We start from the raw sequence: 8,826 nt of genomic DNA, 5'->3' as shown, positions 1-8,826 counted from the left end.
GGCGGCGAACTCCACGTCGACCTGACCGACGGCCGGGCGACGCTCCGCGGGCCGACCGAACACGAACTCGGTGGGGAGGCCGAAACCGTCTCCGCGCGCCACCTCGATGCCTGAGGCGGACTTCGACGTCCTCGCGTTCCACGAGCGAGCGGTCCGGACGCCGTCCCACGAGGACGTCGCCGAGATGCGCGAACTGCTCTGCGAGACGCTGCGCGAGCACGGCCAGGACCCGACCGTCGACGCAGCCGGGAACGTTCTCGCGTCCCGCGGGAGCGGCCGCCCACACGTCGTCCTCAACACGCACATCGACACCGTGCCGCCCCACGTGCCGCTCTCGCGGGACGGCGACGTGGTGTCGGGGCGCGGCTCCTGCGACGCGAAGGGCCCGCTCGCGGCGCTGCTCGCGGCATTTTTCGCGGTCGACCCAGAGGACGGCCGCGTGACGCTGGTCATCACGCCCGACGAGGAGACGGACTCGATGGGCGCGGACGCGCTGGACCTGGACGCCGACGGCTACGTCGTGGGCGAACCCACGGATCTCGCGGTCTGCACGGGCGCTCGCGGCCGATTTCAGGGCACCGTCGAACTCACCGGAGAGGGCGGACACGCCGCCGAACCGGCGTCCGGTGCGAACGCCGTCGCGGCGGCCGAGGGCGTCCTCGAAGCGATTCGGACGTACGACCCGTCGCGGGGCGTCGCCGACCACCCGGAACTGGGGCCGCCGACGCTCACTGCGACGGTGATTCGGGGCGGCGACGCCGCGAACCGCATCCCGGACGAGTGCACGGTGACCTTCGACCGGCGGACCGTCCCGCCGGAGACCAGGCCGAGTTCTTCGACGGGTTCCAGACGCACGTCCGCGAGACGGTGCCCACAGAACTGGGCGTCGACGTGTCGGTGCAGCCCGCGGCCCGGGAGACGCCGTTCCTCGAAGCGTTCGACACACCCGAGGACAGCCACGTCGCGGACGCGCTCGTCGACGCCGGCGCGGACCCCGCGCCGTTCGGCGCGGCGACGGAAGCGTCGTACTTCGCGGCCGACGCGCCGACGGTCGTGTTCGGGCCGGGCGTCCTCGCGGACGACGAGGGACCGGTCGCGCACAGTCAGCGCGAGTACGTCCGGCGGTCGGACGTCGAGCGCGCCGCCGAAATCGTGACCGACGCCGTCGACGCCCTGGTGTAGGCTTTTCTGGGCTCGGGTCGTCGCCAGTCGTATGCTAACGCGGCAGTTCGACGACGCGCGCCCGAGCGGCGAGTACCTCGCGGAGGCAGTCTACGGCGCCAACGACGGAATCGTGACGACGTTTGCGGTGGTCGCGGGCGCGACGGGCGCCGTGCTCGACCCACGGGTCATCGTCATTCTCGGCGTTGCGAATCTGCTCGCCGACGGGTTCTCGATGGGGATGAGCAACTTCCTGTCGCGGCGCTCGGAACTCGACTACCGGGCCGCCGCCGGCGAACCGGTCGAGGAGAACGCCAAGCCGCCCGCCGCCACCGCCGCCGTGACGTTCGGGGCGTTCGTCGTCGCGGGGTGGACGCCACTGCTGCCGTACGTCCTCCGCCTCGACAGCGAGTTCGCGGTGTCGGTGACCGCCGCGGCGGCGGCGTTCTTCGCTGTGGGCGCTGGCCGCAGTCTCGTGACGGACCGACGCTGGTGGCTCGCCGGCGCGGAGATGCTCGCCATCGGACTGCTCGCCGCAGGCGTCGCGTTCGGGGCCGGGGAACTGCTGGCCGGAGTCGCGTAGCGGACGTCCGTGATGGGGAGTCTCCGTGACCGCAAGCACTGAATTGTGGCAATCGGAACGCACTTGCCCCATTCTGTCCATGGTGTGTGTCGTGACACCGATCGCGCTCTCGCAGTTCCTGCTCGGGTTCGCGGGCGTCGCCTACGGGACGGCGCTGTTCATCGAGCCGGGCGTCCTCGGCAAGGCTGCGTCCCACGTGGTCGACGTCGAAACCGGGGAGCCGTCACCGCGCGTGGCACGGCTCCGACGAGTCGCAGGGGTCGCGCTCGTCGCCGCTGGGATGTGGCTGCTCGTGTTCTCGTGGCCGACGTGAACGCGAGCAGTTCTTCGCTGACGTCCTTGTCGACGCCCAGGGACTCGGAGCGGTCGTGAAAACATCGCTAATGACGCGCTTGGGACGCGACAGGTGGGACATCGGGCTCGCGGTCCAACCGAGTGCAGCGTAGTTGCGTCGTCTTCTTTGTGCGCCCTCTCGCTGGTCAAAAAGCACTTGTCGGCTACGAAAGATGAGGGGATATGAACCGTCGTCGCGTCCTCGTGTTGGCTGCGGGGACGGCCGCCCTGACCGCAGGCTGCCTCTCCGACACCGAGTCACCCTCGGAAACGACACAGCAGTCCTCCGAGTCCAGGACGGAACCCCCACACCAGACGACCGACCCGGAGATTCAGACAATCGCTGGAAACCCACCGGACGCTGCCGTCGACTGTAGCGACGACACCGTCGAACCGGTGTTCGTAGCGGGCAGTGAGACGCTTTCCGAGCGAGTGGCCGGTATCGAACTGACAGCGTCGACCGAAGCGGTCACACTCGGTGACGACATCGGATTCTCGCTGCGGAACGTCGACGACCAGACCCACCTCCTCGGCACACCATACAAGTACGAGATCCACCGACGCGAAAACGACGAGTGGATTCCCGTCTACCACACTGACCACTTCGAGTGGATCGACGAGGGGATCGAAGTTGCGCCCGACGACGGGTTCGACTGGGCGTTCACTGTCGCCCGCGAGGGCCTACAACGCGAGAACCACCAGAACTCCGCGTATTACGTCTGTTCGCCCATCGAATCGGGCACCTATCGCTTCGTCTACTGGGGGATAGTCGAAGCGGATGGAGGTGCCGAAGCGCTCGCAGCGACGTTCGCCGTCGAAGATTCGTAGGATACGCCAGGGAATCCATACACGGCGACCGAGGTCAACTCTGGAAGGAGCCTACGCAGGCCGAGGAGGCGTGACTGCCAGGTTTCTGCCACTCCCTTTTCAGGCGTCCCGCGCGATGTCTCCGCCGACGCCGGTGTAGGTCTCCGGCGTGAGCGCCAATAGTTCCTCGCGGACGCCCTCGTCGACGTCCAGGGATTCGAAGAGGTCGTGGAAGTCGTCGATGGTGACGCGTTCGCCGCGGGTGAGTTCTTTCACGCGTTCGTAGGCGTCGCCGTGGCCCTCGCGGCGCAGAATCGTCTGGACGGCCTCCCCGATGACTTCGGGGGTCTCGCGCAGGTCCTCGCGCATCACTTCCTCGTTCGGTACGACCTTCCGCAGGCCGTCGCCGAGTTTCGAGTAGGCGAGCAGGCAGTACGAGAGCGCGGCGCCGATGTTGCGCTTGACCGTGGAGTCCGAGAGGTCGCGTTGGAGGCGGCTGGTCGCGAGGTACGCCGAGAGGAACGCCAGGTCGCTGTTGGCCTTCGCGAGGTTGCCCTCGGCGTTCTCGAAGTCGATGGGGTTGACCTTGTGCGGCATCGTCGACGACCCCGTCTCGGACTTGGCGGCCTGCTGGCCGAGGTACCGCTGTGAGACGTACAGCCACGCGTCCAGCGAGAGGTCCGTCAGGACGCCGTTGGCGCCGCGGAACGCGTCGAACAGCGCGCCGAGGTCGTCGCTGGGGTTGACCTGCGTGGTGGGTTCGACGTACTCGATGTCCAGCGAGTCGACGAACGAGCGGGAGAACGCCCGCCAGTCGACGTCCGGAAACGCGGCCTCGTGGGCGGCCCAGGTGCCCGACGCCCCGGCGAGCTTCCCGGCGAGGTCGTCCGCGGCGGCTTCGATGCGCGCGATTGCGCGACCGAGGCGCGCGGCGTAGACGGCCATCTCCTTGCCGAACGTCGTCGGGGTCGCCGGCTGGCCGTGCGTTCGCGCGAGCATCGGGAGGTCCGCGTAGTCGTGTGCGAACTCGACCAGCGCGTCGCGGACGTCGCGCAGCGCCGGGACGAGGACAGTCTCGACGGCGGGCTTGACGAGCAGGCGGTGCGCGAGGTTGTTGACGTCCTCGCTGGTGAGCGCGAAGTGAATCCAGGGGTGGGAGCGCTCCGGTGCGGCCTCCCGGACGAAGTACTCGACGGCTTTCACGTCGTGGTTGGTGGCGTCGTAGCCGCGCGCGCCCTCGGTCTCGATGCGTTTGATCAGGTCGGCGTCGTCCGCGTCGAAGCCCTCGTAGGCCTCGCGGAGCGCGCCGCGTTCGTCCGGCGTCAGGTCCAGCCCCACCGCGTCGAGGTCGGCCAGCGCGAGCAAGTACTCGACTTCGACGCGCACGCGAGCACGCATCAGCGCGGCCTCGCTCGCGAACTCGGCCAGCGGCGCAGTCCGCCCCGCGTACCGGCCGTCAAGCGGCGTCACCGCGTAGAGGGCGTCGGTGTCGGTCATGCTTCGGAGTGGCCGCGCTCGCGGCAAAAGCCTGCCGGTCCCGCGAACCCACGAGGATGGATACTCGCTCCCGAATTGCGGCCATTCCGCCCGATTTCTATGCTCTTTCGTGCATACTTGCCGCCGTCGAACCGCAACCACTTTGCGGGAGGCGGCCGGTCGTACAGGCATGACTCACGTCGCTGGCCTGGCTAGCAACCGCGGCCGGAACCTCCTGCACATCGACGACCGACGGCCCGGCGGGGCCGACCTCGCGGTCGTGCTGTCGAACCACGCCGACGCGCCAGTGCTCGACGCCGCCGAGGCGCGCGGCATCCCCACGGAAGTCGTCGAGGTCCGCGACGGCGAATCCAGGCGCGACCACGAGCGCCGCGTCGTCGACGCGCTCGCGGACTACGACGTCGACCTCGTCTGCCTGGACGGCTACATGCGCATCCTCTCGGACGTGTTTCTGGACGCGATGCCGACCACGTTGAACGTCCACCCGAGCCTCCTGCCCTCGTTCCCGGGTGCGGACGCCCACGAGCAAGTCCTCGACGCTGACGTCGCCGTCACCGGGTGTACGGTCCACGTCGTCACGAACGCCGTCGCCGAGGACGGCAGCGTCCGCGAGGCGGACATCGACGCGGGCCCAATCGTCACACAGGAGTCGGTCCCTGTGTTCGCTGACGACGACGCCAGCGACCTCAAGGAGCGCGTGCTCCACGACGCGGAGTTCCAGGCGTACCCGCGCGCAGTCCGGTGGTTCGCCGAGGACGCCGTCGACGTCGCCGACGAGGGCGTAACAGTCGACGCCGACGAGAGCGGGGACCTGCCGTCGCGGTACGCCGCGAGCGCGGACCGCTCGGACGTGCTCCGGTACGGCGAGAACCCCCACCAGGACGCCGCGGTCTACCGCGACGACACCTGCGAGGAAGCCAGCGTCGTCCACGCCGACCAGCTAAACGAGGGCGCGAAATCCCTCTCGTACAACAACTACAACGACGCCGACGCCGCGCTCAACCTCGTCAAGGAGTTCGACGACCCCGCGGCGGCAGTCATCAAGCACACGAACCCGGCCGGCGCCGCGACCGCGGACTCGCTGGCCGACGCGTACGCCGACGCGCTGTCGACGGACGCCAAGAGCGCGTTCGGCGGCGTCGTCGCCCTGAATCGCGAGTGCGACGCCGCGACCGCAGAACTGGTCACGGACTCGTTCAAGGAAGTCATCGTCGCGCCCGGGTACACCGACGACGCCCTCGACGCGTTCTTCGAGGCGGACAATTTGCGGGTGCTCGACGTCGGCGAACTGGATGCCGTGACCGAGACGATGACCGAGAAACCCCTCGTCGGCGGCCGCCTCGTCCAGGAGCGAGACCTTTGGGCGCCGACGGGCGAGGACCTGGAGGTCGTCACGGAGCGCGAGCCCACGGACGAGGAACTCGAGACGATGCTGTTCGCGTGGCGCGTGCTCAAGCACGTGAAGTCCAACGGCATCCTGTTCGCGGACGGCACCGAGACGGTCGGCCTCGGCGTCGGGCAGGTGTCGCGCGTCGACGCCGTCGAGCTCGCCGCGAAGAAGTCCGAGCGCGACGCCGACGGGAAGGACGCCGACGGCGCCGTGATGGCCTCGGACGCGTTCTTCCCGTTCCCGGACGGCGTCGAGGCCGCTGCCGACGCGGGCATCGACGCGGTCGTCCAGCCGGGCGGCTCCGTCAACGACGACGACGTCATCGCGGCGGCCGACGAGCACGACATCGCCATGGTGTTCACCGGCCACCGGACCTTCCGACACGACTGACCGCCGGGCACGTCCGACGCGGTTGGCCTCCGGAGCCAACTCCGGAACCCGAGCGTGGAACGTCAGCGAGTCAGTCCGGTTTCCAGTCGAGTTTGATTTTGACGGTCTCGCGGCGCCCGCGGAACCGCGGGTTGCGTTCGACGACCGCGATCTGGTAGTCGACGGACGTCGGCGGATGCAGCTGTATCGTCTTGTTCCCGACGTGGATGTCCAGGTCGCCCTCGCGGAGCGCGCTGGCGACGTCCTCCAGTCTGTCCGCGGCCGCCTCGCGGTCGAGGGACTCGACGTTCGACGTTCGCTCAGCCATAGGGACTCCCTCGACCGTCCAGTTCTTCGTTACTCCGTGCGTACCGTTCCAGCGTCTGGGAGTACGACCGGGCGGTGCCCTCGCGCGCCAGAACCCCGTGGCGTCGTATCTGGCGCGGAGAGACTGCTACCGAGACCGCGGAGAGAATGGTGGTGGGAGCGCCAGCAGGGGATTGACAGACCGGGAGGGGTCCCCGAGTGTGGGGAGGAGGGGGTGCTTCGAGTGGGCTTCGGAGGGCCGGTGGCGCTCCACTCGGTTCAACGGTCCGACCTATCAAGTCGGTTGGGTAGGGACAAACGCGTCTTTTAGGTACGCGCCGTCACTCGATCGCGACCGAGGTCGAGTCCTCGCCGTGGTCCCAGTCCACGGTGAACTCGAAGGCGTCTTCGTCGGTGTCGGGTGCCGTGGCGTCGATCTCGACGACTGTCTCCTCGCTGGCCGGGAGGTCCTCGGAGACCAGCGTCGGCGCGTTGGCGGTGTCCTCGACGACGGCGTAGAACGTGAGCCCGCCACCGCCGTTGTCGACGGGGAGTTCGGCGGTGAAGTCCTCGCCGGCCGGCACAGACTCCGGCGCGGACAGCGACCCGACCTCGTAGTCGACGTTCTGGGAGATGGCCTCGATGTCGCGGGCGTCGAACTCCCACTCGACGGAGCCGTCCCCGGTCTCCAGCGAGACGGTGGCCGTGTACGGGGTGAGGTCGGTGGGGATGGAGTACGCCGCGTCGAAGCGGTTCGGACCGCCGCCGATCGGGAACACGGGGTCGCCGAACTCTTCTTCGCCGTTCAGCGCGAGCGTGACGTTCTCCTCGACGAACGTCTCGTAGTCGCTGATGCCCGACGGCGCGAACTTCACGGTGACGTAGCGCTCCTCGGCGACGGCGTGGATGCGGTCGTCGCCCCGGCCGCGGGTCACCACGAACGCGGACGCACCGGCCTCCAGGGCGGCGAACGCGCGGTCCCCGGAGAGGTTGACTTCGTCGCCCAGCGACAGCGGCCCTGATTGGTCCGGGCTCTCCGTGGTCTCGGTGGTCTCAGTCGCCTCTGTCGTCTCGGGCTGTTCGGTCGTCGTGTTGGAGGGCTCGTCCTGTCCACCCATACAGCCCGCGAGGGCGAGCGGGACTGCGGCGGACACGGAAGCGGGGAACGTTCGACGTTCCATACGAAAGGGGTCGCCGTACTCCGGAAAAGTGGTTGCGTACGGACAAATGCCCATTTTACGTATCCGTGCGTACCCCACCGCTCCCGGCTGATTTCGGCCGTCTCTCGACAGGCTCTCGACGGATACCGGCCGTTTCCACCGGGGTCCGACAGCCTAAAGCGGAACCCTCTGTTCGGTTCGGGTATGCGCTACGACGAGGCGGCGAACTTCCTGCTGGACCTCCGCCGCTACCGGCCGAAACCCGGGACGGACTCGACGGCCGACCTGCTGGCGTCCCTCGGCGACCCCCACGAGGGGCCGCGGTACGTGCAGGTGGCGGGGTCGAACGGGAAGGGGTCGACGGCGCGCCTGCTGGAGGCGACGCTCCGTGAGGCCGGCCTCGAGGTCGGCCTGTACACGTCGCCGCACTTCGACGACGTCAGGGAGCGCGTCCGGGTCGACGGCCGCATGCTCTCGAAAGCCGACCTGACGGAGTTCGTGGAGGCGGTGCGGCCGCGCGTGAACGAACGCGCGGCCGACGGCAACGCGCCGACGTACTTCGAGGTAGTCACGGCGATGGCGCTGTGGCAGTTCGGTCGCGAGGACGTCGACGTGGCTGTGCTGGAGGTCGGAATCGGCGGGCGATACGACGCGACGAGCGTCGTCGACCCGGTGGCGAGCGCGGTGACGTCGGTGACCCTCGAACACACCGGCGTGCTCGGGGACACCATCGAGGAAATCGCACGCGACAAGGCCCACGTCGCGCCAGACGACGGGCCGCTGGTGACGGCGACGGTCGGCGAGGCGCTGACTGCAGTCCGCGACCAGGCGGGCGACGTGGTCACAATCGGCGACACTGCGGACAGCGACGTCCAGGTGGCCTACCAGGGCCGGACGAACCACACCGAGGCAGTCGTCTCGCTGGCCGGCGACGACTGGGCAGTGGACGCACAGATTCCGCTGCTCGGGGCCTTCCAGGCGGAGAACGCCGGAATCGCCGCGACGCTCGCGCGGCAGGTCGCGGCCGTCGACGAAGCGACGCTGGCGCGCGGGCTGCGGAAAGCCTACTGGCCGGGTCGCTTCGAGGTCATGGGGACAGACCCGCTGGTCGTGCTCGACGGCGCGCACAACACCGGCGCGTGCGAGGCGCTGGCGGACACGCTCGACGAGTTCGACTACGACGACCTCCACCTGGTCTTCGGCGCGATGCACGACAAGGA

At 68.9% G+C, this 8,826-nt stretch carries 8 protein-coding genes and 1 pseudogene; 6 read left to right on the top strand and 3 right to left on the bottom strand.

All coding sequences use genetic code 11. The annotated features are described in order from the left end of the window. Positions 1-106 precede the first annotated feature (106 nt). From GRX66_RS13655 to GRX66_RS13640, 4 genes and pseudogenes are all read left to right on the top strand, one after another. Positions 107-1,182 (top strand): annotated as a pseudogene (locus GRX66_RS13655) (M20/M25/M40 family metallo-hydrolase). Between the two features lie 31 nt (positions 1,183-1,213). Next, a complete protein-coding gene (locus tag GRX66_RS13650) occupies positions 1,214-1,744 on the top strand; it encodes a VIT1/CCC1 transporter family protein (RefSeq protein WP_159527054.1) in 531 nt (176 codons plus the stop codon). A gap of 91 nt (positions 1,745-1,835) precedes the next feature. Beyond that, the gene (locus tag GRX66_RS13645; protein ID WP_159527053.1) at positions 1,836-2,057 is read left to right on the top strand and encodes a hypothetical protein; all 222 of its coding nucleotides are present in this window, start codon (positions 1,836-1,838) and stop codon (positions 2,055-2,057) included. 203 nt (positions 2,058-2,260) lie between these two features. Then, complete coding sequence (locus GRX66_RS13640; RefSeq protein WP_159527052.1) at positions 2,261-2,905, top strand: hypothetical protein; 645 nt, start codon at positions 2,261-2,263, stop codon at positions 2,903-2,905. 99 nt (positions 2,906-3,004) lie between these two features. Here the strand turns inward: GRX66_RS13640 and purB are convergent, their stop codons facing one another. Continuing rightward, positions 3,005-4,381 carry an adenylosuccinate lyase gene (purB, locus tag GRX66_RS13635; RefSeq protein ID WP_159527051.1) on the bottom strand — a complete coding sequence of 459 codons (1,377 nt, stop codon included), beginning with the start codon at positions 4,379-4,381 and terminating at the stop codon, positions 3,005-3,007. 169 nt (positions 4,382-4,550) lie between these two features. Here purB and GRX66_RS13630 point away from each other — a divergent pair, with 169 nt between their 5' ends. Next, positions 4,551-6,161, top strand: a complete 1,611-nt coding sequence (locus GRX66_RS13630) for a formyltransferase family protein (RefSeq protein ID WP_159527050.1) — start codon at positions 4,551-4,553, stop codon at positions 6,159-6,161. Between the two features lie 70 nt (positions 6,162-6,231). Here the strand turns inward: GRX66_RS13630 and GRX66_RS13625 are convergent, their stop codons facing one another. Both GRX66_RS13625 and GRX66_RS13620 read right to left on the bottom strand, forming a co-directional pair. Then, positions 6,232-6,468: an amphi-Trp domain-containing protein gene (locus tag GRX66_RS13625; RefSeq protein ID WP_159527049.1), complete on the bottom strand. Its 237-nt coding sequence runs from the start codon at positions 6,466-6,468 to the stop codon at positions 6,232-6,234. Positions 6,469-6,787: 319 nt separating this feature from the next. Continuing rightward, a complete protein-coding gene (locus tag GRX66_RS13620; protein ID WP_159527048.1) occupies positions 6,788-7,627 on the bottom strand; it encodes a hypothetical protein in 840 nt (279 codons plus the stop codon). Between the two features lie 183 nt (positions 7,628-7,810). On the opposite strand from GRX66_RS13620, the gene GRX66_RS13615 reads away from it, so the two are divergent. Then, on the top strand, positions 7,811-8,826 hold a 1,016-nt coding region (locus tag GRX66_RS13615; RefSeq protein WP_201293022.1), incomplete at its 3' end, for a bifunctional folylpolyglutamate synthase/dihydrofolate synthase.

The organism is Halobacterium bonnevillei (assembly GCF_009831555.1).
GTDB lineage: Archaea > Halobacteriota > Halobacteria > Halobacteriales > Halobacteriaceae > Halobacterium > Halobacterium bonnevillei.
This window is presented reverse-complemented; position numbering and strand designations above follow the sequence as displayed.

Bases quoted from the DNA above. Each gene is read 5' to 3' on its own strand.
- GRX66_RS13620 (WP_159527048.1), bottom strand. From the start codon at position 7,627: ATGGAACGTCGAACGTTCCCCGCTTCCGTGTCCGCCGCAGTCCCGCTC.
- GRX66_RS13650 (WP_159527054.1), top strand. From the start codon at position 1,214: ATGCTAACGCGGCAGTTCGACGACGCGCGCCCGAGCGGCGAGTACCTC.
- GRX66_RS13640 (WP_159527052.1), top strand. From the start codon at position 2,261: ATGAACCGTCGTCGCGTCCTCGTGTTGGCTGCGGGGACGGCCGCCCTG.
- GRX66_RS13625 (WP_159527049.1), bottom strand. From the start codon at position 6,468: ATGGCTGAGCGAACGTCGAACGTCGAGTCCCTCGACCGCGAGGCGGCC.
- purB (WP_159527051.1), bottom strand. From the start codon at position 4,381: ATGACCGACACCGACGCCCTCTACGCGGTGACGCCGCTTGACGGCCGG.
- GRX66_RS13630 (WP_159527050.1), top strand. From the start codon at position 4,551: ATGACTCACGTCGCTGGCCTGGCTAGCAACCGCGGCCGGAACCTCCTG.